Origin of the sequence: Flavobacterium hankyongi (assembly GCF_036840915.1) — a bacterium.
Lineage (GTDB): Bacteria > Bacteroidota > Bacteroidia > Flavobacteriales > Flavobacteriaceae > Flavobacterium > Flavobacterium hankyongi.
Map to the genome: position 1 here is coordinate 185,092 of NZ_CP085725.1, position 25,790 is coordinate 210,881.

General features: G+C 33.9%; 23 protein-coding genes. 14 read left to right on the forward strand and 9 right to left on the reverse strand.

The features are described 5' to 3' along the window. Positions 1 to 3: 3 nt before the first annotated feature. From LJY17_RS00895 to LJY17_RS00935, 9 genes are all read right to left on the reverse strand, one after another. Entirely contained in the window at positions 4 to 1,314 is a 1,311-nt protein-coding gene (locus LJY17_RS00895; protein ID WP_264541992.1) for a TolC family protein, read from the reverse strand. Then, positions 1,304 to 1,927: a TetR/AcrR family transcriptional regulator gene (locus LJY17_RS00900; RefSeq protein WP_264541993.1), complete on the reverse strand. Its 624-nt coding sequence runs from the start codon at positions 1,925 to 1,927 to the stop codon at positions 1,304 to 1,306. The genes LJY17_RS00895 and LJY17_RS00900 overlap by 11 nt, the downstream gene beginning before the upstream one ends. Positions 1,928 to 2,074: 147 nt before the next feature. Next, a complete protein-coding gene (gene trpA, locus LJY17_RS00905) occupies positions 2,075 to 2,836 on the reverse strand; it encodes a tryptophan synthase subunit alpha (RefSeq protein WP_264541994.1) in 762 nt (253 codons plus the stop codon). A 73-nt stretch (positions 2,837 to 2,909) separates the two neighbouring features. Further along, entirely contained in the window at positions 2,910 to 4,091 is a 1,182-nt protein-coding gene (gene trpB, locus LJY17_RS00910) for a tryptophan synthase subunit beta (protein WP_264541995.1), read from the reverse strand. Further along, the gene (locus tag LJY17_RS00915; protein WP_264541996.1) at positions 4,075 to 4,680 is read right to left on the reverse strand and encodes a phosphoribosylanthranilate isomerase; all 606 of its coding nucleotides are present in this window, start codon (positions 4,678 to 4,680) and stop codon (positions 4,075 to 4,077) included. Before LJY17_RS00915 ends, trpB begins: the two co-directional genes overlap by 17 nt. Positions 4,681 to 4,767: 87 nt before the next feature. Then, positions 4,768 to 5,559 (reverse strand): indole-3-glycerol phosphate synthase TrpC, encoded by a 792-nt coding sequence (trpC, locus tag LJY17_RS00920; protein WP_264541997.1) that lies wholly within the window; start codon positions 5,557 to 5,559, stop codon positions 4,768 to 4,770. A gap of 2 nt (positions 5,560 to 5,561) precedes the next feature. Continuing rightward, positions 5,562 to 6,554: an anthranilate phosphoribosyltransferase gene (gene trpD / locus LJY17_RS00925; protein WP_264541998.1), complete on the reverse strand. Its 993-nt coding sequence runs from the start codon at positions 6,552 to 6,554 to the stop codon at positions 5,562 to 5,564. A gap of 146 nt (positions 6,555 to 6,700) precedes the next feature. Further along, positions 6,701 to 7,270: an anthranilate synthase component II gene (locus LJY17_RS00930; protein ID WP_264541999.1), complete on the reverse strand. Its 570-nt coding sequence runs from the start codon at positions 7,268 to 7,270 to the stop codon at positions 6,701 to 6,703. A gap of 10 nt (positions 7,271 to 7,280) precedes the next feature. Beyond that, positions 7,281 to 8,681: an anthranilate synthase component I family protein gene (locus LJY17_RS00935; protein WP_264542000.1), complete on the reverse strand. Its 1,401-nt coding sequence runs from the start codon at positions 8,679 to 8,681 to the stop codon at positions 7,281 to 7,283. 330 nt (positions 8,682 to 9,011) lie between these two features. On the opposite strand from LJY17_RS00935, the gene LJY17_RS00940 reads away from it, so the two are divergent. The 14 genes from LJY17_RS00940 (at position 9,012) to LJY17_RS01005 (ending at position 25,687) form a co-directional block, all read left to right on the forward strand. Then, on the forward strand, positions 9,012 to 9,527 hold the full coding sequence (locus LJY17_RS00940) for a DUF2975 domain-containing protein (protein WP_264542001.1): 516 nt from the start codon (positions 9,012 to 9,014) through the stop codon (positions 9,525 to 9,527). Between the two features lie 4 nt (positions 9,528 to 9,531). Continuing rightward, positions 9,532 to 9,738, forward strand: a complete 207-nt coding sequence (locus tag LJY17_RS00945; RefSeq protein WP_264542002.1) for a helix-turn-helix domain-containing protein — start codon at positions 9,532 to 9,534, stop codon at positions 9,736 to 9,738. Positions 9,739 to 9,898: 160 nt separating this feature from the next. Next, complete coding sequence (locus tag LJY17_RS00950) at positions 9,899 to 10,780, forward strand: ABC transporter ATP-binding protein (RefSeq protein ID WP_264542003.1); 882 nt, start codon at positions 9,899 to 9,901, stop codon at positions 10,778 to 10,780. Then, complete coding sequence (locus tag LJY17_RS00955; RefSeq protein WP_264542004.1) at positions 10,777 to 13,977, forward strand: ABC transporter permease/M1 family aminopeptidase; 3,201 nt, start codon at positions 10,777 to 10,779, stop codon at positions 13,975 to 13,977. The genes LJY17_RS00950 and LJY17_RS00955 overlap by 4 nt, the downstream gene beginning before the upstream one ends. Before the next feature lie 481 nt (positions 13,978 to 14,458). After that, positions 14,459 to 15,163, forward strand: coding sequence for a phosphoadenylyl-sulfate reductase (locus tag LJY17_RS00960; protein ID WP_413614516.1), 705 nt, complete (start codon positions 14,459 to 14,461; stop codon positions 15,161 to 15,163). Between the two features lie 34 nt (positions 15,164 to 15,197). Further along, the gene (gene cysD, locus LJY17_RS00965; RefSeq protein WP_413614503.1) at positions 15,198 to 16,103 is read left to right on the forward strand and encodes a sulfate adenylyltransferase subunit CysD; all 906 of its coding nucleotides are present in this window, start codon (positions 15,198 to 15,200) and stop codon (positions 16,101 to 16,103) included. 42 nt (positions 16,104 to 16,145) lie between these two features. Continuing rightward, positions 16,146 to 17,378 carry a sulfate adenylyltransferase subunit 1 gene (locus LJY17_RS00970; RefSeq protein ID WP_264542006.1) on the forward strand — a complete coding sequence of 411 codons (1,233 nt, stop codon included), beginning with the start codon at positions 16,146 to 16,148 and terminating at the stop codon, positions 17,376 to 17,378. Position 17,379: 1 nt separating this feature from the next. Further along, positions 17,380 to 18,195, forward strand: a complete 816-nt coding sequence (gene epsC / locus LJY17_RS00975) for a serine O-acetyltransferase EpsC (RefSeq protein WP_264542007.1) — start codon at positions 17,380 to 17,382, stop codon at positions 18,193 to 18,195. Between the two features lie 95 nt (positions 18,196 to 18,290). Beyond that, positions 18,291 to 19,199 carry a cysteine synthase A gene (cysK, locus tag LJY17_RS00980; RefSeq protein ID WP_264542008.1) on the forward strand — a complete coding sequence of 303 codons (909 nt, stop codon included), beginning with the start codon at positions 18,291 to 18,293 and terminating at the stop codon, positions 19,197 to 19,199. Between the two features lie 106 nt (positions 19,200 to 19,305). Then, positions 19,306 to 20,127 carry a uroporphyrinogen-III C-methyltransferase gene (gene cobA, locus LJY17_RS00985; protein ID WP_264542009.1) on the forward strand — a complete coding sequence of 274 codons (822 nt, stop codon included), beginning with the start codon at positions 19,306 to 19,308 and terminating at the stop codon, positions 20,125 to 20,127. Continuing rightward, positions 20,117 to 21,772 (forward strand): diflavin oxidoreductase, encoded by a 1,656-nt coding sequence (locus tag LJY17_RS00990; protein WP_264542010.1) that lies wholly within the window; start codon positions 20,117 to 20,119, stop codon positions 21,770 to 21,772. Before cobA ends, LJY17_RS00990 begins: the two co-directional genes overlap by 11 nt. A 78-nt stretch (positions 21,773 to 21,850) precedes the next feature. Continuing rightward, positions 21,851 to 23,494, forward strand: a complete 1,644-nt coding sequence (locus LJY17_RS00995; RefSeq protein WP_264542011.1) for an NADPH-dependent assimilatory sulfite reductase hemoprotein subunit — start codon at positions 21,851 to 21,853, stop codon at positions 23,492 to 23,494. Continuing rightward, positions 23,494 to 24,240: a DUF2490 domain-containing protein gene (locus LJY17_RS01000; protein WP_264542012.1), complete on the forward strand. Its 747-nt coding sequence runs from the start codon at positions 23,494 to 23,496 to the stop codon at positions 24,238 to 24,240. Before LJY17_RS00995 ends, LJY17_RS01000 begins: the two co-directional genes overlap by 1 nt. Then, positions 24,233 to 25,687: a TSUP family transporter gene (locus LJY17_RS01005; protein WP_264542013.1), complete on the forward strand. Its 1,455-nt coding sequence runs from the start codon at positions 24,233 to 24,235 to the stop codon at positions 25,685 to 25,687. Before LJY17_RS01000 ends, LJY17_RS01005 begins: the two co-directional genes overlap by 8 nt. Positions 25,688 to 25,790: the final 103 nt, after the last annotated feature.

The window sequence follows — 25,790 nt, forward strand, 5'->3', positions numbered from 1 at the left end:
ATTTTATTTTTGGGTCAAATTGAATGAGTTGATTAATTTACCTGAAGCAAATTGTAATTGGTAATATTTAAGAGCAATATCTGCTTGTGATAAAGCAAGATTGATTTTGGTTTGTAATTGTTGTGTATCAGCTTCTAGTAAATCGTTTGTGGTTGATAAACTGTTGTCGTATTTGTCTTTTACAATACGGTAGTTCTCTGTAGCTTGTTCTACTGCTTGTTTGTAAACAACATTTTGCTTTTCAGATAAATTGTAGTTTTCTTGTGCTTGTTGTACTTCTTCCTTTATCTTGTCATTCATCATAGAAACAGCTGTCTTTGCTTGTTCTGCTTTAGATTTGGCTAATTTTACTTCTTTTCCATTTTTGAAGATATTTGATAGATCATAACTTACACCTACGCCAAAATTCATGGCATTGGTTACTGTCATTACATCTTTTAAATCAAAGGCAATATAACCACCCATTAAAGCAATAGAGGGATAGTAGCCACTTTGCGATGCTTTTACACCCGCTTCAGCTGCTTTTTGTTGAAAAGTTAATGCTTCAAGATCACTTCTTTTTGCTTCTATTGATGCATTTTTGTTAGATACCATGTCATTTTTAACAGCGTCAATATCAATATCAACTATAGTTCCTTCAGGTAATTTTAATAAAGTAGCTAACTGAAAGTTAATGATATTGAAGTTTTTTTGAGCGTTGTCCATAGACAATTGTACATTTGATTCCTGTAATTGTGCTTTCAATAAATCGTTTCTAGCCATTAATCCATTATCAACCATCGCCGAAAAATCTTTTGTACGTTGTTGTGCACTTTTTAAATTTTCTTTGAACAGTTCAATCATTTCTTGTGATTGATATAGTTTAGCGAAAAGTTCTACAACATAAAGTCCAACTTCTTCTTTAGTGTGTATTGAATTTGAAGTTTCTGCTTTATATAAATTCTCAGATGCGTTAATAGAGTTTTTCAGTTTAAAACCATTAAATAAAGGCATCGACGCATTGGCTTGCCCAATCATCAATTGGCTTACTTCTATTCCTTTTCCGCTTGAACCTGAAGTTAATGATGAACTAACATCTGCATTAGTTAAACGCATATATTGTCCTGATAATTTTACACTTGGATACTGATTGTTTTTTACAGTTTCCATTTCAAATTTTGCAGTGGCTGCCTTCAAATTAGCCATTGTAGTCTGATCACTTTTAGTAACTGCTAAACTGATAGCTTCTTTGAGTGATAATTTCATTTTCTCTTGGGCAAAACCAGAGAACATTGCCATAAGGGCAATAAAAATTGTTATTTTATTATATTTCATAGGTTAAAAGGGCTTTAATAGTTTGTTTTATATGACGAGTAAGTTCTGAATTGATATACGTTTCAAATTCTTCATCAGTATTCAAATCCATAATAGATTTAAAAAAAGGCTTATTCATTTGAAAATGAAAGTAGGTTCCCATGATAGTTGTAGGTATTAGAACAACATTAATGTCTGTTCTAAATATTCCTTTTTCCTGTCCTTCTGCAATCATATTTTTCAAAATATTCAAATTATCTTTTTTCATTTCATTGAAAGCATCACAATTCATGATTCGCTTTCCAGATGACATTTCGAAATGAATAATTTGATACATTCCTTTGTTCTTATTGATACGTTTGATATACAATTCAATAAGACGGTCAATTTTTTCAAGAGGGGTAAGGTCTTGCTGGTATAAATTTTCCATTTGTAATCGCATGTCAGAAATACGATACACTATTAAAGCATCTAATAATTTTTCTTTAGAACCAAAATAGTAGGAAATCATGGCGATGTTAATATTGGCAACTCTGGCAATATCTCTTACAGAAGTTCCATCAAAACCATGTTCAGCAAATAGCTTTTCGGCCACTTGTAAAATTTCAATTTGCTTTTCGTTAAAATCAGTCATTTTAAATTTGATTTTAAATTCGAGTACAAAATTAAACACTTGTTTAAATTAAACGTTTGTTTAATTTATTTTTAACTTTTTTTTAACAAAAACATTTGACTTTGTGAGTAAATAAAAAGCCCGTCTGTAAAGGAGACGAGCTTATTTTTATTTGATATTTTTAATAAATTCAGGAATATTTTTTATTGGCTGACTTTTTATAAATTTAATGAACGAACTCCCAATAATAGCTCCTTTTTGATGTTGCGTAGCCTGTGAGAAAGTTTCTTTGTTGGAAATTCCAAAGCCTACAATTTGAGGTTCTTTTAAATTCATGTTAGCAATTCTTTCAAAATAGTCTTGTTGGATTGTTCCAAATGAATTTTGACTCCCCGTTGTACTCGAACTACTTACCATGTAGATAAAACTATCACTTAGATTGTCAATTTTCAGTATTCTTTCTTCGGAAGTTTGAGGGGTGATTAAGCAAATGTTTTTGAGACCATAATGATCGAAAATATTTTTAAACTCATCTTCAAAAATATCTAATGGAAGATCAGGAATAATTAATCCATCAATACCAATTTCGGCACATTTCTGACAAAACTCATTTACTCCGAATTGCAAGATTGGATTGAAATAACCCATAATTATTAGCGGGATTTTGACATTCTTTCGAATATCTTTAAGTTGTTCGAAAAGCAATTTCGTGGTCATTCCGTTTTCTAAAGCCATGCTAGAACTTTCCTGAATTGTCGGACCATCAGCTAATGGATCACTAAAAGGTAAACCAATTTCAATCATATCAACACCACTTTTTTCAAGCTCTTCAATAATAGAAACGGTGTCGTTTAAATCTGGAAACCCAGCCGTAAAATAGATTGAAAGTATTTTTTTGTTTTCCTGTAATTTTATATTTATTCGATTCATTTTTTGATTTTTAAAATTATGTAGCCTTCGAGTACCTCAGGTTACTGGGTGGCTGAGGCTCTCGAAGCCACCATTAAAGTTCAAAGTAACTGATATATGTGTTTAAATCTTTGTCGCCTCTACCTGATAAATTGATAACCACAATATCATTTTCATTGAATTTCTTCTGATTTAATACTGCCAAAGCATGTGAACTCTCGATAGCAGGAATAATCCCTTCAGTTTTGCATAATTGTAAACCAGCGGTCATAGCTTCATCATCAGTAATAGCGAGGAATTCGGCTCTTTTGGATTCAAAAAGGTGGGCATGTAACGGTCCAACACCTGGATAATCTAAACCTGCCGAAATAGAATACGGTTCAGTAATCTGACCATCTTCTGATTGCATCAAAAGCGTCTTGCTTCCGTGGATAATTCCGGTTTTACCCAAGACAGATGTGGCCGCACTTTCACCCGAATTAATGCCCTTTCCAGCAGCTTCAACAGCAATCAGTTTTACATTTTCTTCTTCTAAAAAGTGATAGAAAGCACCAGCAGCATTGCTTCCGCCACCTACACAAGCTATTACATAATCAGGCTTTTCTCTATCTTCTTTTTCAACTAATTGTTTTTTAATTTCCTCTGATATAATACTTTGAAATCTAGCTACCATATCTGGATAAGGATGTGGCCCAACTACCGAACCAATAATGTAATAGGTGTCAATCGGGTTGTTGATCCAATCTCTAATGGCTTCATTGGTAGCATCTTTAAGAGTTTTAGAGCCAGATGTTGCTGGGCGAACTTCGGCACCAAGCATTTTCATTCTAGCCACATTGGGTGCTTGACGTTTAATGTCAATTTCTCCCATATAAACAACGCATTGTAATCCCATCAATGCACAAACGGTTGCTGTGGCTACACCATGCTGCCCAGCTCCAGTTTCGGCAATAATTCGGGTTTTGCCTAAACGTTTTGCTAGTAATATTTGTCCAATAGTATTGTTTATTTTATGCGCACCAGTATGACACAAATCTTCTCTTTTTAAGTAGATCTTGGTATTGTATTTAGCAGACAAACGTTCGGCAAAATAAAGTGGAGTTGGGCGTCCCACATAGTCTTTCAATAGTTGTTGAAACTCGCTTTGGAAACTTTCTGTTTGTATTATTTCAAGATATTGAAGGCGTAATTCTTCCACATTTGGATAAAGCATTTCAGGTATGAAAGCCCCACCAAATTCACCATAAAACCCTTTTTCGTTAACTTGATAATTCATGTTGTAGTTCTTTTAATAGTTGTGTGTTTTTTAATCCTGGTTCGATTTCGAATTTGCTGTTCACGTCTATGGCATGTATTGGTAAATTCAATTGTTTGATTTTATTAATTTCCGCTAGACTAATTCCTCCACTTAAGAAGAAAGGTTTTTTAGAAGGATAGTTTTTTAAAATTTCCCAGTTAAATAATTTTCCGTTGCCGCCTGGATTTTCTCCTTTAGTATCAAATAAAAAGTAATCACAAACAGTTTCATAAGGTGTAATTGCGTCAAAATTAAATGCCTCATCAACAGAAAAAACTTTGATAACTTTAGTATCTGTTTGTTTGAAAAGTTTACAAAAATCAGGTGTTTCATCACCATGCAACTGAACAAATTGTAAATTATAGTTACGGACTTTGTCCAAAATATCATCTAAATAAGCATTTACGAAAACGCCTACTTTCTGTGTAGGTTTGGGTAATGTAGGGATTTCACCATTAAATAATCGTGGTGATTTATCATAGAAAATGAATCCCAAATAATCAGGCTGTAGGAAAGCAACTTCTTGAATATTATCTAAATATTTCATTCCGCATATTTTCAGTTTCATATATAAATTTATTTTTTAGTGGTTATATATGTTATCGCCTTTCATTTATTGATGTTTGTTTGCAACAAAATAGTTTTAGTGGTGATTTCATGATTTCTGAAGTATTGAATTGATAAATGTGGTTGCAGCTTTACCTGGATTTTCGGTTTTCATAAAGTTTTCTCCAATTAAAAACCCTTGATAACCAAAAGATTGTAATTCGATTATGTCTTGAGGACTAGTAATACCACTTTCAGAAACTTTTACGAATTCGTCTGGGATATGTTGCGCTAATTCTTTGCTGTAATCGAGACTGACTTCGAAAGTTTTCAAATTACGGTTGTTCACGCCAATCATGTCCAGACTTGGCATAATGGATTTGTCTAGCTCTTCTTTATTGTGAACTTCCAACAAAACTTCAAGTCCTAAGGAATGTGCAAATTCTGAAAGTGACTTGATTTCAGGATAGGTCAAAACGGATGCGATTAACAAAATAACATCGGCACCATTAGATTTTGCTTCTAAAATTTGATATTCATCAATGATAAATTCTTTCCTTAATAAAGGAACTTTTACAGAAGCTTTTGCTAGTAATAAATCGTCTAATGAACCTCCAAAATACTCTCCGTCTGTCAATACTGAAATTCCCGAAACTCCAGCGTTTTGATAGCCTATGACAACTTCTTCAACTGAAAAATCATTACTAATTACTGATTTAGATGGAGAACGACGCTTGTGCTCTGCAATGATTCCTACCAAATTATTTCGTAAGTTCTTGCTCAATGAATAGGTTCTGTTCCCAAAAAGTACTGAATTTTCTAGCTGTGTTACAGGAATTAGTTGTTTTTTAAGTTCTACTTCCCGTCTTTTATCTGCTATGATTTTATCTAAAATAGTCATGATTATTTGCTTAATTGTTGGAGTTTATTTAGTTTTTCAAGAGCTTTTCCACTTAATAAGCTTTCTTTAGCTAGTTCAAATCCGTCTGAAATCGAACAGTTTTTTACTGTAGCAATTGCCATTCCTGCATTAGCACAAACCACATTGTTTTGTGCTTGTGTACCGTTTCCTTTTAAGATGTTTAGGAATATTTCGGCTGATTTTTCAATAGTTATACCTCCTAAAATTTCATCTTCATTTAGTTTGTTTACTTTAAAATCTTCGGGCTTTAAAATCTGTTCGTAGTTTTTGGAAATGATTTTAGTATTTCCGGTTAAGGAAATTTCGTCATAACCTTCTAAGCTATGTAAAATCGTAAAATTTGTTTCGGTATTTTGGTACAAATAAGCATACATTCTGGCTAATTCCAAACTGAATACGCCTACTAACTGGTGTTTCGGAAAACTTGGATTTACCATTGGTCCTAACATATTGAAAAAGGTTTTTATGGTCAATTCTTTACGGATTGGAGCTACATTCTTCATAGCAGGATGGAAGAGTGGTGCGTGCAAAACGCAAATTCCAGCTTCTTCAATGGACTGTTTTAAAAATGCTTCATCATTACTGAATCGAATGCCCAAAGTTTCCATCACATTACTGGATCCGGAAATGGATGAAACTCCATAATTTCCATGCTTTGCTACTTGAATTCCTGCTCCAGCAACTACAAAAGAAGCCAATGTTGAAATGTTGAAGGTATTTTTTCCATCCCCACCAGTACCACATAAATCTATGGTATTATAATCTGATAAATTGATTGCAATACATAATTCCAATAAAGCTTCACGGAATCCTGCAAGCTCTTCAATGGTAATGCTTCGCATCATATAAACTGTCAGGAAACTAGCGATCTGGCTTGTGTTGTACAGTCCGCTTGAAATATTTTTCAACACCGTTTTGGCTTCCTCTTTGGTAAGCGTTTCGTGCTGAATTAATCTATTTAATATTGTTTTCATTTCGCTATGTGTTTATTTGCTATAAGTGCTCAATGCTGTCGTCTTGCAGGCTCGAGTCATAATTTTTAAATTAGAGATAAGTTGTGCTAGGTCTTAAGTTTTTTGTACTTAAAACAGATGTTTTGTTTCGATAAAATACTTGCTAATTAGCTATTTACCCAGTTTTCTAAGATTTTCTTTCCGTTGGGTGTAAGAACGCTTTCCGGATGATATTGTACACCGCGAACATCGTAGGTTTTATGACGTAGCGACATAATTTCTCCGTTTTCATCTACAGAAGTTATTTCTAAAACTTCTGGAAAATTCTCGTTGGAAACTACCCAAGAATGATAACGACCAACTTCTATTTCACTCGTTAAATCTTTAAAAAGGGTTTCATCTGCAACGATGATTTTGACATGTGTTGCCACACCGTGATACACTTTTTCAAGATTGGTTAATTGTCCTCCAAAGACTTCTCCAATTGCTTGTTGGCCAAGACAAACACCGAGTATGCTTTTGGTAAGAGCATAGGTTTTAATGACTTCCTTGAGTAATCCTGCCTCATCAGGGATTCCCGGTCCTGGTGAAAGAAGAATTTTATCAAATGGTTTTACTTCATCAATATAAAATTCGTCATTGCGATAAACAGTAACTTCACAATTCAAATCTTCCAGATAATGAACTAAATTGTAGGTGAAACTGTCGTAATTGTCTATAACTAATATTTTTTTCATGATCCTAATTTTAAATTATTTCAGCTAATTCCAATGCTTTGTTTAAGGCGCCTAATTTATTGTATACTTCTTGGGTTTCACTTTCCTCGTTTGAATTTACAGTGATTCCAGCTCCAGCTTGATAATGTAATTGATGATTTTTACTCAAAAAAGTGCGTATCATAATTGCATGATTAAAATTACCTTCAAAATCCATAAATCCAATAGCACCGCCGTAGAAATTTCGATTAGTGTTTTCAATTTTTTCAATGAGTTGTAAGGCCTTGTGTTTTGGTGCTCCTGATAAAGTTCCTGCTGGAAACGTATCTGCTACGACCTGCATTGTAGTTGCATTTTCATGTAATTTTCCACTCACTTTAGAAACTAAATGGATAACATGTGAGAAGAACTGTACTTCACGGTATTTTTCAACTTCTACGTTATGTCCATTACGACTTAAATCGTTACGGGCTAAATCTACTAACATTACGTGTTCGCTATTTTCTTTAGGATCTTCGGTTAATTGTTTGGCTAATATTGTATCATTTTCATCATTTCCTGTCCTTTTGAAAGTACCTGCAATAGGATGAATTTCGGCTTTTCGATCTTTGATAACCAATTGTGCTTCTGGAGATGAACCTATAATTTTGAAGTTTCCATAATCAAAAAAGAACAGATATGGAGAAGGATTTATACTTCGTAAAGCTCTGTAAACATTGAATTCATCACCTTTAAAACCTTGTGTAAATCGTCTTGATAAAACCAGCTGAAAAACATCACCACGTTGACAATGTTTCTTGGCAAGAGAAACATTGGTTTTGAAATCATCTTCGGATAAATTGGAAGTTGAATCACCTTCTTTGGTAAATGAATAAGAAGCAAAGTTTTTTGTTTGGATTAGCTGCTCAATTTCTGTCAAGTTATTTTGATTTTCAAGGCTGTGACTGAAAAGATAAGCTTCATTTTTAAAATGATTTATGGCAATGATATTCTGATAAACAGCATAATACAAATCGGGAATATGTAAATCGGAAGTCTTTTTTTCAATGTTTACTTTTTCAAAATAACGAACCGCATCATAACTTGTAAATCCGAATAAACCGTTAGTGATGAATTTAAAATCGCTTTTTTCAGTTTCAAATAGTGATGTAAATTCCTGAACTGCTTCCACAACATCGTTTTGGTTTTGAATTGATTTACTTGTTGTATTTCCGTCTGGAAATGTTGAAGAAATGGTTTCATTTTCAATTTTGATACTCGCAATTGGATTGCAACAGATATAAGAAAAACTATTCTCATTACTGTGATAATTGTTACTTTCTAGCAAAAGGCTATTTGGGTATTTGTCACGAATTTTTAAATAAATGCTTACTGGTGTTATTGTGTCAGCAAGGATTTGTTTGTAGTGTGTATGTAATTTATAGTTGTTCATGATGCTTAAATTTTAGAAAATAAAAAAAGGCTTGTCGTGATTGACAAGCCTTTTTATCTATGTTGGTTTTAAAAATACAGATAGGAGGATTCGCTCACGATTTTCGACGTAAGTTGCTCCACCACCAAGTATTGTTTAAAATATTGTTCATTTTGTGTTTTTTGTACAATGCAAAGTTATAGAAATGATTTTCGAATACACAAATTTTTTTGCTAAAATATTTTTTAGAGCAAAATGAGACTTCTTTTTAAATTATAAAAATATGATAAAAAATTATTGTTTTACAATAATTAATTATTACATTTGCTTTGTTGTATTAAAATAAAAATTATGAAATTAGTTCGGATTATAGCTTCGTTTTTGTTTGTACTTGTACGAATTGTCGCTTTATTTTATTTATTAACGGCAATTTATGCTTTAATAAATTGTTTGTTTGAAGGACCATTTTTTGAAAAAATAGAGAATAATCGATTTGCAATAAACTTTCCATTTACAACTCAACATTTTTTATTAGGTTCAGAGTATACATTGGAATATGTTGTTGAAATGGTCTTGGGATTAGCACTGTATGGTTTTTTCTTTTTAGTGTTGAGTAATGTTTTTAAAACCTTCAAACAAGAGCGCTTGTTTACAAAAGCCGGATTGAAAAATCTAAAGCAGTTTTATCAGTTTAATTTGTTGTTATATCCAGTTTTGGCAATACTCTGGTCGCTTTTTAGTGTGGAAGATTTTCCTTTTTTTGCTATGATAGTAGCGCATGCAATAATGGGGATTTTTATCTTTTTCATGGCAGCCATTTTCCAACAAGGTGTGAACCTACAAAACGAACAAGATTTATATATATAGAATTATGCCAATTGTAGTAAATGTTGATGTGATGCTGGCCAAGCGCAAAATGCAATCGAAAGAATTGGCAGAAATTCTGGGAATAACCCCGGCAAATTTATCGATTCTGAAAACAGGTAAGGCAAAAGGGATTCGATTTGATACACTCGAAGCGATTTGCAAAGCTTTGGATTGTCAGCCAGGCGATGTTTTGGAATACATCAGCGAGTAAATAACATCTTTTTTTAGCGAATTAAAATATCGGTTTTTTGACCGTCAGGACTTCTTTTGTCTCAATCTTCAGGAAATCAAAATTTATATAAATCAATCAATAATCATCACCCGAGGCGTAGCCGAATTGTTGGAGCGTAGCGGAAAAATAATCAATCAAAATGAACAGTTTAATTATCAAAAATCTCCAAAAAACCTATGGTAATGGAGTAAAAGCCATCGACGATGTTTCGATTGAAATCACTAACGGAATGTTTGGTTTATTAGGACCTAACGGAGCAGGAAAAACCTCTTTAATGCGAACCATTGTTGGCCTGCAATCGGCAGATAGCGGTCAAATTTTTTTCAATGACATCAATGTTTTGGAAAAACCTGATTTTATCAAAAAACAACTCGGATTTTTACCACAAGATTTTGGAGTGTATCCAAAAGTATCTGCTTATGATTTGTTAAATCATCTGGCTATTTTAAAAGGAGTTGCCATTTATGGGGAACGTAAAGATCAAATTCTTTCATTACTGGAAAAGGTAAATTTATCAGCACATCGTAAAAAAGAAGTCCATACTTTTTCTGGAGGAATGCGTCAGCGTTTTGGCGTTGCCCAAGCTTTATTAGGCAATCCTAAAATTATTATTGTAGATGAACCAACAGCAGGTCTAGATCCAGAGGAACGCAACCGTTTCAACCGTTTGCTTAGTGAAATTGGAGAAGACCGTATTGTGATTCTGTCAACTCATTTAGTAGAAGATGTTCGCAATCTGTGTTCAAAAATGGCAATTATGAATCAAGGAAAAGTATTATTGCAAGGTAATCCAGAAGATTTGATTACTTCCTTGGAAGGAAAAATTTGGAAGAAACAAATCCAGAAAGAGGAACTTGCACATTATAAAAGCGAATATTCTGTGATTTCGTCCCAATTTACTGCAGGAAAACTCAATATTTATTTGTTTTCGGATAATTCACCAAAAGGGTTTCAAAATGTAAATCCAAGTTTGGAAGACGTTTATTTCTCTACGTTAAACACTAATTCACTAGCGCTATGAAAACAGTTTTTTTATTTGATATAAAAGGCTTTTTCAAAAAATGGACCTTTTATGTGATATTGATTTTAATTATTGCTTTTGGAATTTTCGCAGGAGAGAATGCACGTTTTTCTATTAGTGAAAATGTGTTTTACAATTCATCGTATCAGGTTGGATTTATTACTGCTTTTGTTAGCTTGACAACAATTTTTTTCAGTACGATATTTACATCTCAATTAGCAATTAGGGAAGTTGACAACAGGTTTGAACAAATTTATTTTTCTACACCTATTACCAAACTTCAATTTTTAGCTGGAAGATATACTTCAGTATTTTCAATTAGTTTTTTGTGTTTGTTTTTGATAACAGTTAGTTTTTTTATTGGCCAAAGTATGAATACAAATCTTCAAAAAGGTGATTTCAATTTCATGTTTTATTTGGTTCCAATGTTTTACTTTTCTCTGATAAACACTGTGTTTGTGACGACAGTTTTGTATGTAGTTGCCTGGTTTTCTAAAAGCAAAATGTCGATTTATGTTAGTGGGCTGATGCTTTATATTCTGTATATGGTTACGCTAGTATTTTCAAGTTCACCATTTATGGCACAAAGTTTACCACAATCGGAAGAAGTGAAATGTATTTCAGGTATTTTGGATCCCTTCGGTATGTCAGCTTTTTTTAACCAAACGGCGCAATGGAATGTAATGCAGCGAAATACTGAGATAATAGGTTTCGATGGAGTTTTTATTTGGAACAGATTAGCAATACTTTTCATATCATTCGCTTTGTTGTGTATAGCTTTCAGAAGCTACTCATTATCAAAGAAAATCAAGAATAAAAAGAATGTTTTAGTAGAAACGAATAGTGAATTGGACGCCACTTCATTTAAATTTATTGAAACAGAAGAAGGGGCTAGCACTAAAATACAAGCATTATTTTCATTCGTTAAAGTCAACCTTATTTACATTTTTAAAAGTATTCCGTTTGTACTCATTGTCTTGGCTTTACTTTTTGCTATTGGAATGGAAATGTATGCTGAAATAGAAAAAGGGATTCGACTTCCTCAAAAATATGCCTCTTCAGGGTTGATGGTCTCTACAATTATTCAAAATTTTTATGTGTTGGGTGTAATTGTTGTTTTGTTTTATTCCTATGATGTTTATTGGCGAAGTGCAGCTGTCAATTTCAATCTGATAGAAAACAGTATTGAAAACGCAAAGACTCAATTTTGGGCACATTGGATAACCTTATTGCTAGTGATTGTAAGTTTTTCATTGGTTTTAATATTTGAAGGGATTACGTTTCAGTTCTTGTATGATTATACTGTTCTGGAATGGGGAATTTATTGTAAAGTTTTATTATTTAACGCATTACCATTATTTGCTTTAAGTGGGTTCTTACTTGTAATCCAAAAAATAATAAGACAAAAGTATCTGGCTTTGGTATTATCAGCATTGTTTGCTTTTGTGATGGCAACACCGCTTGGAAAAAAAATAGTGACTTGGCCTTCCTTGAGATTTCTTTATAGTATCAATTTTGATTACAGTGACATGAATGGTTTTGGAAGTTATGAATCGGCCTTTGTTTTTAGATTGTTGTTTGGTTTTCTTCTTTTACTGATATCATTTTATCTTGTTTCGTTGAGAAAATTTCATTTTAAGAAAGTTTATGTGTATCTCATTGTTCTTTCACTTGGTTTAAGTGGTTTTGGATTAAGTCAGAAAATCAATGACGGATATTTACCAAAAGATGAAAATTCCGAATGGCAAGCACAGGCCGAATATGAAAAACAATTTCGAAGCTATCAAAAGTTACCGCAACCAACAATTACGGATGTAGTAACTAAAGTCGAATTATTTCCAGAAAATTCAGCTTATACTATTGAAGGAACGTATGAGATTGAGAACAAAACCAATAAAAATATTGAAAAAGTATTGATTGGTTTTTCCGATGGTTTCCAAATAGAAAAAGCTTTTTTTGAGTTTAATGAAGAGATAAAATCTGTCACTAATCAATATGAAATTTTGTATTTAAAGAAACCTATGTTGCCAAATGCTAAAGCAAAATTGACATTCAAAATAGCTTATCATTGGAAACCAGTTAACGGACATCAGTCTTTTAACGCAATTATTAAAAACGGATCTTTCATGAGAATCAGTCGTTATTATCCTCAGTTTGGGTATGATTTTGATAATGAAATTCAGGAAGATAACATTAGAAAACAGTTCAATCTTGGTAAAAAAACAGAACCGAAAACTTTTGACGCACCAAAAGAACCTAATAATGATTTTATTAATTTGGATATGGTTATTACCACTTCAAAAAACCAAACGGCTATTGGAATGGGGGAATTAGTGAATCGTTGGAAAAAAGGAGACAGACATTTCTTTCAGTATCAAGTCAAAAATATCCCTTTTCGTTTTGGGGTTTCATCAGCAGAATATGTAATAAGAAAAGAAAAATATAAAGGCAAAAGTTTTGAAGTGTATTATCATCCATCACATTATGAAAATGTTGAACATCTTCTAAAAAATGCAAAGTTGACGATGGATTATTGTGAAACAAATTTTGGACCATATCCTTTTAAAACCATACGTTTTGCAGAAGTTTCAAGTTTTACAAAAGGTTTTGCAGCCACAGCTTATCCAGCAACGATTTATATGACAGAAGACATGATTTTTCATTGTAACATTAAAGCCGATGAAAATCAAGATGTAATCAATGATTTGGCGGGACATGAATTAGCGCATTTATGGTGGGGAGGAAATCAAATAAATCCTGATCAAAGAGACGGAGCCATTATGCTTAGCGAAACTTTAGCAATGTATACCGAAATGATGCTACTCAAGAAAATGTATGGTAAACAAGAAATGTTGAAAAGAGTTCAAATGCACTTGGATATTTACAACAATGAAAGAGGTTTTAGTAAAGAAGTTCCTTTGTACGAAGCAAAGCCAGATGACAGACATATTGCGTATTCAAAAGGAACTGTAGTGATGTATTTACTTAGCGAAATGATTGGGGAAAATAAAATGAATTTGGCTTTGAAAAGGTTTTTACAGTCTAATAAATACCCAAATCCAAAACCGGTAACTACAGATCTTATTAATGAATTTTACAAAGTTTCTCCAAAAAATATTCATCCAAAAATTGATAAATTATTTAAGAAAATAGAGAATTATTCGTCTGAAAGTATTAAAAACAGATCAAATATTTAAAATATTTTAGCTTTAAAATTATTGATATTCAGTTATTTGTGAAATTAGTTTTAAAAAATAATGATATTTTATTTGGAAGGAATTAAAAAAAAGTTATAGGTTTGCAGTGTTCAAAAAAGAAACAAAAATGAAAATTCAAAATAATAACATGATGATGTGTATGTGCTGCTCAGAAAATGAGGGGTTATATGCTACGTGTTAATGTTTGAACATTCACAATATAAAAGCTAAAAACTCCTCAAAAATTTGAGGAGTTTTTTTTACAAAAAAATTTAAATTAAGAAATAAAAATCATGAATACAATAACTAACATGTCAATAATACTACTAACATCTACAGCTTGTATGATGATGATGTGTTGTATGCAAAATTTCGCAAGAGGCCGTCTATTGTATTGTTTGTAAAAAATAATAAAACTCATAAACATAAGCCTCTTGATTTCAAGAGGCTTTTTTTATAACCAAATTTTAAAGTATCAAAAATTAAAATAATGAAAACTGAAATTATAAATCATTTAATCCAAAGCGAAAATTTTGAAGAAGGATTACGATTTCTGTCTGAAAACTTTGAAGATAGAATTGTTTTCTCAACAAGTTTTGGTATAGAAGATCAGGTGATTAGTCATGCTATATTCAGTCAACGATTAAAAAATATCGAAACATTTACATTGGATACTGGAAGATTATTTCCAGAAACCTATGCAGTTTGGGACAAAACGTTGTTGCAATACAGTCAGCCCATTAGAGTGTATTATCCAAATGCAGATGAGTTAGAAACGTATGTAAACAAAAACGGAATCAACGGATTTTATAATTCTGTTGAACTTAGAAAAACATGTTGTCACATCAGAAAAGTGGTACCACTTAAGAAAGCTTTGAAAGGTGCTAAAATTTGGGTTACAGGATTACGAGCCCAGCAATCGGATAACCGAAATGGATTGGAAATAATAGAATGGGATGAACAAAATAAGCTGTATAAATACAATCCATTGTTACACTGGTCAACTGATGAAGTGGTTCATTATTTAAAGCAAAAAGGAGTGCCTTATAACACTTTGCACGATCAGAATTTTATCAGTATTGGTTGTGCGCCATGTACCAGAGCGGTAAAACAAGGAGAAGATTTTAGAGCGGGTCGCTGGTGGTGGGAAGATAAATCTAAAAAAGAATGCGGATTACATAAGTAGAATAAACAACGCCATTGGCAATAAGAAACATAAAATGAGTCAGACAAATAATTATTTAGAGCAATTAGAAAACGAAGCCATCTATATTCTTCGTGAAACTGCAGCGCAGTTTGAAAAACCTGCTTTGTTGTTTTCAGGAGGTAAAGATTCGATCGTGTTGGTGCATTTAGCACTGAAAGCCTTCCGTCCAGGAAAATTCCCTTTTCCGCTAGTGCATATTGATACCGGACATAATTTCCCGGAAGCTATAGTATTCAGAGATAAATTGGTTAATGAAATTGGTGAAAAACTGATTGTAGGAAATGTAGAAGACAGCATTAAAAAATACAATTTGAAAGAAACCGCTGGAAGATTTTCTTCTCGTAATGCTTTGCAAACGTATTCTTTACTGGATACCATTCAGGAGAATGAATTTGATGCTTGTATAGGGGGTGCAAGACGTGACGAAGAAAAAGCAAGAGCTAAAGAACGTATTTTTTCGGTACGTGATGATTTCGGGCAATGGGATCCAAAATTGCAACGTCCAGAGTTATGGGATATTTTGAATGGGAAAGTGCAAAAAGGACATAATGTGAGGGTATTTCCTATCAGTAACTGGACCGAATTAGATGTATGGAATTACATTCAGAAGTATAACATCGAATTACCAAGCTTGTATTTTGCTCATGAGAGAGAATGTATAGTGCATCAGGATAAATTGGTAGCCACATCTGAATTTATCCAACCACAAGAAGGTGATAAGGTAGTGGTTGAAAAAGTGCGCTACAGGACAGTAGGAGATATGACCTGTACAGCGGCGGTTCCTTCAGAAGCTACAACTATTCAAGATATTATAGAAGATATTATCCAAACAAGAATTAGCGAAAGAGGACAAACTCGATTAGATGATCAATTATCAGAAGCGGCAATGGAAGACCGAAAAAAACAAGGATATTTTTAAAACGCTTTATGCTTATAGCATAAAGCCTAAAGCAAAAAAACAATGAACACATTACGATTTATAACAGCAGGAAATGTAGATGACGGTAAAAGTACTTTGATAGGAAGACTTTTATATGATTCTGACAGCATACATACCGACCAATTAGGGGTTTTACAAAAACAAACCAAACAGGAAGGAGTTGATATTGATTTATCATTAATCACAGACGGACTTCGTGCCGAAAGAGAGCAAGGAATTACGATTGATGTCGCTTATAAATATTTTTCAACATCAAAAAGAAAATTTATCATTGCCGATGCGCCTGGACACGAGCAATACACGCGTAATATGATTACAGGAGCTTCCAATTCTGATTTAATCATCATTTTAGTTGATGCTCGAAAAGGAATCACTGAACAAACCAAGCGTCACGCAAGTATTGGCTCTTTAATGGGAATTAAAAAAGCAATTATTGCGATTAACAAAATCGACTTAGTGAATTATTCAGAATCTGTTTTTAATCAAATTCAATCGGATTTTGAGCAAATTAAATCAGAGTTGAATTACAACGAAATTATCTACATTCCAGTAAGCGCTTTGGTTGGAGATAATGTGGTAAATACTTCTGAAAATACACCTTGGTATAACGGAAAATCAATCTTAGAAACCTTGGAAAGTATTGAAATCGAAACCACAGAAAATCTAGCCTCTCGTTTTCAAGTGCAATGGGTAATCCGACCTAAAGATAAGGCTAATCACGATTATCGTGGGTATGCAGGGTCAGTGTTAAGTGGAAGTTATAAAGTGGGAGATAAGGTAACCATTTTACCTGTCCGTATAGAAACTGAAATTGTTAAAATAGAAAGAAACCAGCATGAAGTGAGTCAAGTGGTAGCCGGAGATAATGTGGTATTGCATTTTGATAACAATATCGATATCAGCCGTGGTGATACGGTGGTGCTTAGTCATCAGTTACCTATTGAGTCAAACCAAATCAAAACATGGATTTCCTGGTTGGACAATGCATCGCTACAAGTAGGAAAAACCTATTTACTGCAGCACCGTTTTAAAAATGTTAGAGTAAAAGTGCAAGAGGTTAATAATAAATGGAATATTAACCAATGGCAGTTTACCGAAGGAGACTCGATTCAGTTAAATGACATCGCACAGGTAACCCTGAAAGCTAATCAGCCGTTGTTTTATGATGCTTTTGATACAAATTCAAAATCTGGGAATGCGGTTTTAATAGATGAAACAAGTTATAATACCGTTGGTGCTTTAATGTTTTTGTAATATGTCCTATTCAATTTATTTAAAAAATCAGGAAAGAGTCAGAAATCCAATAAACAAGAAGAATGTTGAAGATTGGGTTGACGAATTAATCAATTGGTTGTTTGATATCAATCAGGAATATAATAATTATCGTTTTTTTCAGAATAAAGAAAAATTACTCCAAATCAAGCTTCAAAATATTTTGGCTAAAACCGTTGAAGATACCAATCAAACTGTAGTCTATACCAACTACTTTTTCGAACAACTTGAACAATTGCATTATGTTTTGGATAACGATTTAGAAACCATCGTGAATTTTGATCCCGCGGCTAAATCCAAAGAAGAAGTTTTAATTGCTTATCCCGGTTTTTTTGCTATCACGGCATATCGAATTGCCAATGTGTTTTGGAAATTAAATGTGCCAGTAATTCCTCGCGTAATTTCGGAGTATGTGCATGGTAAAACTGGAATTGATATTCATCCAGGTGCAGAAATAGGAGAAAACTTCTTTATTGATCACGGAACTGGAATAGTAATAGGCGAAACCACAAGAATAGGCAAAAATGTAAAAATCTATCAAGGAGTAACACTAGGTGCATTATCAGTTTCAAAAGAAGCCGCAACCGCACAAAGACATCCAACCATAGAAGACAATGTAACTATTTATGCTAATGCAACCATTTTAGGAGGAAAAACTACAATTGGTAAAAATTCAATAATTGGAGGTAATGTATGGTTGACGCATTCGGTGCCACAAGATTCATTAGTCTATCATAAAAGCGAAATCGAGATCAAGAAAAAAAGCGAATTTCCCGAACCACTTAATTATGTGATTTGAAAAATAATAACAACACAATTAAAAATAAATAAAGATGACTCAAGCCTGAATGGCGACAGCATCGAACACCTTAAAAAAAATAAAAACTTAGTGAGATGAAAGCAAATACTATTTTAGAAACAATTGGAAATACTCCTGTTGTAAAAATCAATAAATTATATGGAAACCAAAATGTCTTCATAAAATTAGAAAGAAACAATCCTGGTAATAGCATTAAAGATAGAATTGCTCTTGCTATGATTGAAGATGCGGAAGCCAAAGGAATTTTAAACGCTGATAGTGTAATTATTGAACCCACTTCTGGAAACACAGGAATTGGATTAGCATTAGTCGCAGCAGTAAAAGGGTACAAGGTAATCCTAGTAATGCCAGAATCAATGAGTGTAGAAAGACGTAAGTTGATGGAAATCTATGGTGCCGAATTTGACTTAACACCTCGTGAAAAAGGGATGAAAGGAGCTATCGAACGTGCTGCCGAATTAGTATCGCAAACGCCTAATGCCTGGTCGCCTTCCCAGTTTGCAAATCAAGCCAATGTAGAAGTACACAAGCGCACTACGGCTCAAGAAATTCTAGCTGATTTTCCAGATGGATTGGATTACATTATCACAGGTGTAGGAACAGGCGGACATATTACGGGAGTAGCTTCAGTACTAAAAGAAAAATTTCCAAACCTAAAGGTAATAGCGGTAGAACCAGAATTATCACCCGTATTAAGCGGGGGCAGTCCGTCGCCGCATCCATTACAAGGGATTGGAGCAGGTTTTGTGCCTGAAATTTACCAAGCTGGTTTAATCGATGAGGTTATTCAAGTAAGTAAGGAGGAAGCTTTTGAGTACACTAGAGCTGTGGCTAAAAAAGAAGGGATTTTAGTAGGGATTTCAACAGGCGCTTCATTAGCAGCAGTTGCTAAAAAAGCGGCAACTTTACCTGATGAGGCTACCATTCTAACCTTTAATTACGATACAGGAGAACGATACCTTTCTATCGAAGGATTATTTTAAACTAAATCAACAGTAAACCTAACCTAACAGGTTTTTGAAACCTATCAGGTTTAATTCTCAATCGGGTCAAAATTGGCTCGACAGGGACAACTCATACCTAAAAAAAATGGAAAGAAGTATAAAACATACCGGAAAAGTAATATTGGCTGGAGCTGGACCAGGTGATCCTGAGCTTATTAGCCTAAAAGCTTTGAAGTATTTGCAAAAGGCAGATGTGGTATTAACAGACAGATTGGTTTCACCCGAACTTATCGAAGAATATGCTCGTAAAGATGCCGAAATTGTGTATGTGGGTAAACAATGCTCTAAAGGAGTTTGGACACCGCAACAAGATATCAATGAGTTAATTGTCCTTTTTGCACAACAAGGAAAATTAGTACTTCGCCTTAAAGGGGGGGATTCTACTCTGTTTTCAAATATCTTGGACGAACTTCAAGTTTTAGCAGAAAATAAAATTCCGTATGAAATTATTCCTGGAGTTTCTGCAGCTTTTGGAGCGGCAGCATATACAGGTATGCCTTTAACGGCAAGAGGCTATTCCCGCGGACTCCGATTCTTGACGTTGTATGAGTTGGAAAATGTGGAAAGTCAGCAATGGACCGATTGGGCTTCAACTAGCGATACACTTGTGTTTTATATGAGTGGTCAAAAACTAGAGGTGTTGGCTAAAAAATTAATCGAACAAAATATCGATCCAGAAAAAGGAGTGGCAGTAATCCAGCAGGCTACTACACCGAATCAAAAAACTAAGGTGTTTAGTTTCAAGGATATTGCCAGCAAGCCTTTGCCTGATTTTGAATACGTACCTACATTAATTGTTGTAGGTAAAGTAGTAGCACTTCACCAGCAATATGCTTGGTTTGCCGAAAAATCAAAAACCGAATCTTATTTCGATAATCACAAAACTATCTATCAAAATGCTATCTGAAACTAAAAATAATTTATTACAACAATTGGTGCAAAATGCCACCAATGAAGAGCTGATTTATACAAATGGATATTTGGCGGGATATTTAGCTAAGAATTTCGGAATCCAATCAACGGGCGTTATTCCGTCTGTTCAAAATACAGCTATTGCTGTAAAACCGCTAATCGTTTATGGTACCGAAACTGGAAATTCAAAAAAAGTAGCATCACAAATTCAAGCTACTTTCAAGAAAAATAAAATTCAAGCAAAAAGTATTGATGTAGCGCAATTTGATTTGGCTAAACTACAAAAAGAAACGCATGTTTTATTTGTAGTGAGTACGCAAGGCGAAGGCGAATTTCCACAAAATGCGGTTGGATTTTACGAAGCTATCAAAACATTCAATGGGAAGCTTGATAAATTATCGTTTGCCGTATTTGGATTGGGGGATTCTTCCTATCCTTTGTTCTGTAATGCAGGGGTTTTGTTGGATGAGGTTTTAGCCGAAAAAGGCGCAAAACGATTAATACCGTTGGTTAAAGCCGATGTGGATTATGCGTGTTTAATTCCCACTTGGGAAAGTGATTTGCAAAATACATTCGGAAGTGCAACAACAGTAGTTGCAAAAACGACAGGAGCAACTACGTCACACAAACAGAATTTTACAGGACAAATTTCACATAAAATTGTATTGAATGATAGAGGTTCTAATAAAGAAACCTATCATATCGAAATTACGCCTAACGAAGAAGTGATTTATGAACCTGGAGATGCTCTGGGGTTAATTCCAAAAAATAATGAAGCTGAGTTACAAAGTATCGCTTCTTATTTTAATGAGTCGGATCTAACAAAACTTCAAGATAAAAATATTCGTGGCTTATCTAAAAAGTCGTTAGAAGCTATCGGAAAAGTTTTAGAAGTAGCGATTGAAGAAGATAAAGCCGATTTGGTTGATATTATTGTTAAATACCAACCTAAAAAAGAAACTTTGGAAGAAGTAGTAGCTGTTTTACACCCTATTGCACCTCGTTTGTATTCTATTTCATCTGCACACGAAGCGCATGACGGACAAGTGCATTTAACGGTGAATTTGAACTCTTTTAAAGTAGGTGATCAAGTAAAAACGGGATTGACTTCTCAGTTTTTAGCTGATTTTCCTTTGGATACCGATTATGATTTCTATATCCATAAAAACAGCAACTTCCGTTTACCTGCAGAAGATATCGATGTGATTATGATTGGCCCAGGAACAGGAATTGCACCTTTTAGAAGTTTCTTAGCACAACGCGACACGGCAGGTGCTGAAGGAAGAAACTGGTTATTCTTTGGAGAACAACATTTTGCTTTAGACTTCTATTACCAAACCGAAATTCAGGAATGGTTGTCTACAGGAGTCTTAACCAAATTGAGTACGGCTTTCTCTAGAGACCAAGAGTGTAAAATTTACGTCCAAGATCGCATCAAAGAAAATGCAGCCCAGTTCAATGAATGGTTAGAAAACGGAGCTTCTATTTATATCTGCGGACAAAAAGACCCAATGAGCAAAGATGTAGAAAATACGATTATTGATATAATCGCAACGCAAAGAAACATCTCATTAGAAAAAGCAAAAGAAGTTTTAGACCAATTAGAAGAACAAGGAAAATATCAGAAAGACGTGTATTAACTGAGTAATTAGTAGAAAGTGAATAGTAATTAGAAAAGTGCTATTCACTAATCACTAATCACTATTTACTATAAAAAAATGAGCGAGAAATTATCACCAGTAGAATATATAAAGATCAATAGCGACGGATTAAGAGGAACGCTAAAAGAAAGTATCGATATCGATAACCACACGGGAAATGTACGACCAGACGATGAAACACTAGTAAAGTTTCACGGAATGTACGTGCAAGATGACCGTGATCGTCGCGTCGAAAGGGCAGCCAAAAAATTAGACAAACTGTATTCGTTTATGATTCGTCTGCGAATACCAGGAGGTGTAATTAATGCGGAACAATGGTTGGCAACACACGAAATTTCGGAACAATACGGAACAGGAACGTTAAAAATCACAACCAGACAAACAGTACAATTACATGGCTTGTTGAAGCATCAGTTGCGTCCAACAATTCAGGCATTCAATACAGCTAAACTAGATTCGATTGCAGCGTGTGGCGACGTCAATCGTAATGTGATTGTGAGTTCACATCCGCAAATTTCGCCCATACATCAGCAGATTTATGAATATGCCGATAAAATTTCAACCTTGCTATTGCCTAAAACACAATCGTATTATGAAGTGTTTATTGATGGAGAAAAGATTTATGAACGTTCTTCCGAAGCTGATCCGTTGTATGAAGATCGATATCTGCCAAGGAAATTCAAAATTGGTATCGCTATTCCACCAAGTAATGATGTAGATGTGTTTACCAATGATATTGGACTGATTGCCATTCTTGAAAATGATGAGCTAAAAGGATTCAATATCGCTATCGGTGGCGGCTTAGCAACTACGCACGGTAATCCAAATACCTATTCCCGTTTGGGAAGTATTATCGGATTTACCGATACGGAAGAAAAAACGTTAAAAGCGGTGTATGAAATCTTAACTGTACAACGTGATTTTGGAAATCGTGTTGATAGAAAATTATCCCGTCTGAAATATACGGTGGATAAATTAACTGTGGAAGGATTTAAAAAAGAACTGGAGAACCGTATCGGATTCGAATTTGAACCGGAAAGGCCTTACAAGTTCACTGAAAGAAGCGATCGTTTCGGTTGGGAGCAAAACCATCAAGGAAAATGGTTTTATACGTTGTTTGTTGAACACGGTGTGGTACAGCCTGAGCAGAAGCAGTTTCTATATGAATTGGCACAATTGAATATCAGCAATTTCATCTTTTCTGGAAATCAAAATCTGATTTTGGGTGAGATCAAGGAAAGCGATAAAGTAAAAGTAGTAGCACTATTGAAGCAACACAATATCGAAAAACAGGTTAGTGCTTTGCGTAAGAATTCGATGGCGTGTGTGGCCTTACCTACCTGTCCGCTGGCGTTGGCAGAAGCACAGCGTTATTTGCCAGAGTTGGTAACGAAAATAGAACCTTTGTTGGAAAAGTATAGTTTAACAAACGATGAAATCACCATTCGTATGACGGGTTGTCCTAACGGATGTGGTCGTCCGTATGTTGCCGAATTAGGTTTTGTAGGAACTGGCTCCGAACAGTATAATTTCATGTTGGGCGGTGACCGTTTCGGGGAAAGACTGAATAAAATCTACAAGGAAAAACAAACGGAATCCCAAATTTTAGAAGAAATAGATGTTCTATTAGGAAGATATGTCAACGAAAAATTAGAAAAGGAAACGTTTGGGGACTACGCTTACCGAGCAATTTTACAGTAATGAGAAGAGTAGTTTTACTGTCTTTATTGCTATTTTCTGAATTTCTCTCGGCACAAAAAAAAGTAGAACATCAGCAGTTGATTTGGTACGGTTATTATAACACATTAAAATTTAATGAGAATTGGTCGTTGTTAAGTGAAATTCAGGAACGCCAGTTTTACAATCCAACGGCTCAGCATCAGCTGGTTTTTCGGTCGAATTTGGAACGAAAATTAGTAACAAATTGGAATGCTTATCTCGGAATGACTTTGTTTTTGCAAAATCCAAATAATCCTGAATCAGAAAGCAATCTAACAGTTCCTGAATTACGTCCCGATTTCGGATTCAATAGCAAACAAAAGGTAGGCCTTTTAACGATTAATCATAAGTACAAAGCAGAAGCTCGATTTTTTCATGAGGTAGAGAATAATAAATTAGTTGGTGGTTTCCGATTTTCAAATTTCCGATTGCGTTATCAATTAGGATTAGATATTCCGCTTTGGAAAAAACAAGGGAATGAAAAATTAATAATAAAACTGAAAGATGAAGTAATGTTTAATGTGGGAAGAAAAGTGATTAAAAATACTTTTGATCAAAATAGAATTTACCTAGGACTGAATTATAAATTAAATGATTCTTATACTGTTGAAATGGGGTATATGAATTGGTTTCAGCAACAGAAGACAGGTGTAGATTTTTACAGCAGAGATATTTTACGATTCTCACTATTTCACACAATTGATTTAAAAAAGAAAAACAATGACTAATACACTTTTTCCAGTTTTTTTAAAAACAGAAACGGCACGTTTTTTAATTGTCGGTGGTGGCAACGTTGGTTTAGAGAAAACAGAAACACTTTTACGTCAAAACGTAAACATAAATATTAAACTGGTAGCTACTGAAATATCTTCAAAACTGAAAGAGGTTTTGGAGCATAATCCTCATATTGTTTTCTATCAGCGTCCTTTTGAAGATGCTGATTTGCATGATGCTGATTTTGTTATAACAGCAACAAATGATACAATGATTAACGCTGAAATAAAGCGAAAGGCAAATCAATTAAAAATATTGGTTAATTCGGCTGATCAACCTGATTTGTGTGATTTCTATTTAGGTTCGATTGTAAAGAAAGGTAATTTAAAAATTGCAATCTCCACTAATGGCAAATCTCCAGTTTTGGCCAGAAGATTGAGAGAACATCTAGAAGAATCTATTCCAGAAAATATCAATGAAAGTATAGAGAATCTTAATGTATTTAGAGATCAGCATAAGGGTGATATTAAAGCCAAATTGGCTTCACTGAATGAAGTGACTTCTGTTTTAATTGATAAAAAAAAATCAACAGAAAAAGACAAAAACTATAAAAGCCTTGTATTTCAAATTGCGGTAGTTTTTTTAGCCGTTTTTTTTGGCTATGGCTTATCAACAGTAATTTCTGTAACTGATTTGAATCATTTTGCCAGTGAGATTCCTTCTGCTTTTTTTGCTATGATTGCTGTGGGTTTTTTTGCTCAGATTGTTGATGGAGCTGTTGGTTTGGGTTATGGGGTTACATGTGCAACTAGTATGATGCTTTTTGGGATTAAGTTACCCGCCATTAGCGGAAGTATTCATACTGCCGAAATGTTTTCAAGTGGTATTAGCGGCTTTTCACATTATAAATTTGGAAATGTGAACAAAAAATTACTTTTCTGGTTAGCAATACCAGGTGTAGTAGGAGCTGTAAGTGGTGCATTATTACTGATTTATCTTGGTAACAAATATGAAACAATAACATATGGGATTTTAGCTTCTTATACTATGATAATAGGTATCCGTTTGATAGCTATAGCTTTTCGGAAAAAAATTGAGAAAAAGAAAGTGAATAATACAGGTGTTTTGGGTTTTTCAGGAGGACTCTTAGACGCATTTGGTGGAGGTGGTTGGGGGCCAATAGTAACCTCGACACTTTTAGCTAAAGGAAGAAAATCAAAATATGTAGTTGGAACTGTAAGTTTAGCAGAATTTTTTGTAACGCTTGCTGCTTCAATTACCTTTTTTGTATCATTAGGTGTTAGTCATTGGTATATTGTGGTTGGACTTATTTTAGGAGGTTCACTGGCAGCTCCATTAGCGGCTAAACTTGCCGGAAAATTACCACAGAGGACAGCAATATTGTTAGTTGCTTTCTTAGTGATTATTTTCAGTATAAGAATGTTGTTTAAAATTCTATAAGTTCTATAAGCTTCTAGTTTATACTTTAATAGATTAAAGAGTGTTCTTTAAATAAGATAATAATTATAAAAACTCCTGTATTTTATCACAGGAGTTTTTGTTT

What these genes read in the sequence shown, in the direction of transcription:
- LJY17_RS00895 (WP_264541992.1), bottom strand. Translation starts at nt 1,314, where the DNA reads ATGAAATATAATAAAATAACAATTTTTATTGCCCTTATGGCAATGTTC.
- LJY17_RS00900 (WP_264541993.1), bottom strand. Translation starts at nt 1,927, where the DNA reads ATGACTGATTTTAACGAAAAGCAAATTGAAATTTTACAAGTGGCCGAA.
- trpA (WP_264541994.1), bottom strand. Translation starts at nt 2,836, where the DNA reads ATGAATCGAATAAATATAAAATTACAGGAAAACAAAAAAATACTTTCA.
- trpB (WP_264541995.1), bottom strand. Translation starts at nt 4,091, where the DNA reads ATGAATTATCAAGTTAACGAAAAAGGGTTTTATGGTGAATTTGGTGGG.
- LJY17_RS00915 (WP_264541996.1), bottom strand. Translation starts at nt 4,680, where the DNA reads ATGAAACTGAAAATATGCGGAATGAAATATTTAGATAATATTCAAGAA.
- trpC (WP_264541997.1), bottom strand. Translation starts at nt 5,559, where the DNA reads ATGACTATTTTAGATAAAATCATAGCAGATAAAAGACGGGAAGTAGAA.
- trpD (WP_264541998.1), bottom strand. Translation starts at nt 6,554, where the DNA reads ATGAAAACAATATTAAATAGATTAATTCAGCACGAAACGCTTACCAAA.
- LJY17_RS00930 (WP_264541999.1), bottom strand. Translation starts at nt 7,270, where the DNA reads ATGAAAAAAATATTAGTTATAGACAATTACGACAGTTTCACCTACAAT.
- LJY17_RS00935 (WP_264542000.1), bottom strand. Translation starts at nt 8,681, where the DNA reads ATGAACAACTATAAATTACATACACACTACAAACAAATCCTTGCTGAC.
- LJY17_RS00940 (WP_264542001.1), top strand. Translation starts at nt 9,012, where the DNA reads ATGAAATTAGTTCGGATTATAGCTTCGTTTTTGTTTGTACTTGTACGA.
- LJY17_RS00945 (WP_264542002.1), top strand. Translation starts at nt 9,532, where the DNA reads ATGCCAATTGTAGTAAATGTTGATGTGATGCTGGCCAAGCGCAAAATG.
- LJY17_RS00950 (WP_264542003.1), top strand. Translation starts at nt 9,899, where the DNA reads ATGAACAGTTTAATTATCAAAAATCTCCAAAAAACCTATGGTAATGGA.
- LJY17_RS00955 (WP_264542004.1), top strand. Translation starts at nt 10,777, where the DNA reads ATGAAAACAGTTTTTTTATTTGATATAAAAGGCTTTTTCAAAAAATGG.
- cysD (WP_413614503.1), top strand. Translation starts at nt 15,198, where the DNA reads ATGAGTCAGACAAATAATTATTTAGAGCAATTAGAAAACGAAGCCATC.
- LJY17_RS00970 (WP_264542006.1), top strand. Translation starts at nt 16,146, where the DNA reads ATGAACACATTACGATTTATAACAGCAGGAAATGTAGATGACGGTAAA.
- epsC (WP_264542007.1), top strand. Translation starts at nt 17,380, where the DNA reads ATGTCCTATTCAATTTATTTAAAAAATCAGGAAAGAGTCAGAAATCCA.
- cysK (WP_264542008.1), top strand. Translation starts at nt 18,291, where the DNA reads ATGAAAGCAAATACTATTTTAGAAACAATTGGAAATACTCCTGTTGTA.
- cobA (WP_264542009.1), top strand. Translation starts at nt 19,306, where the DNA reads ATGGAAAGAAGTATAAAACATACCGGAAAAGTAATATTGGCTGGAGCT.
- LJY17_RS00990 (WP_264542010.1), top strand. Translation starts at nt 20,117, where the DNA reads ATGCTATCTGAAACTAAAAATAATTTATTACAACAATTGGTGCAAAAT.
- LJY17_RS00995 (WP_264542011.1), top strand. Translation starts at nt 21,851, where the DNA reads ATGAGCGAGAAATTATCACCAGTAGAATATATAAAGATCAATAGCGAC.
- LJY17_RS01000 (WP_264542012.1), top strand. Translation starts at nt 23,494, where the DNA reads ATGAGAAGAGTAGTTTTACTGTCTTTATTGCTATTTTCTGAATTTCTC.
- LJY17_RS01005 (WP_264542013.1), top strand. Translation starts at nt 24,233, where the DNA reads ATGACTAATACACTTTTTCCAGTTTTTTTAAAAACAGAAACGGCACGT.